Below are 483 nucleotides of genomic sequence, written 5' to 3'. Positions count from 1 at the left end.
CCTCCCTGTGGGAAACTCGCCTAGCCCACGATAGATCTCACCATTCAGGAACAAGCAGGCATGATAATGAACCTGCTGACCTCCTACCTTCTCCTCGACGCCTATGTAACCCAATTTACAATCAGGCACCCATCGACCCTCGCGTTTACGTCGCTCCAGCTCCGCATCCACCTGTTCTTTTAGAGACCGAATGAAGGAACCAAACCAATCCCCAGATTGTACATACCCATTTTCAGGAAGATTGAGATCTACCCTCACTGCCATAGTGCTTGCCTGACTATGGATAGCTCGATGCATGGTCTGGTGGATACGCTCCAGGTATGGAATGAATAATGGCCCTCTCTGTAGTTGAACCTCATATCCGTTCCAGGGGCCTGAGTGGTGGTAAGTCAGGTGGGTATTGTCTGGGTGACGACGTCTCATTGCTAACTCCTTGAATGTAATGAATCCATAGGAATTAGCTGGTGTGTATTAATTAACCAG

Annotated in this window: 1 protein-coding gene; it reads right to left on the bottom strand. The window is 48.9% G+C overall.

The window, feature by feature from the left end:
• Positions 1-423, bottom strand: a 423-nt coding sequence (locus A3754_RS28710) for an inovirus-type Gp2 protein (RefSeq protein WP_156496837.1), incomplete at its 3' end; no start/stop codon positions are given.
• Between the last annotated feature and the right edge of the window lie 60 nt (positions 424-483).

The sequence above is a fragment of the Alcanivorax sp. HI0083 genome, assembly GCF_001635175.1.
This window is presented reverse-complemented; position numbering and strand designations above follow the sequence as displayed.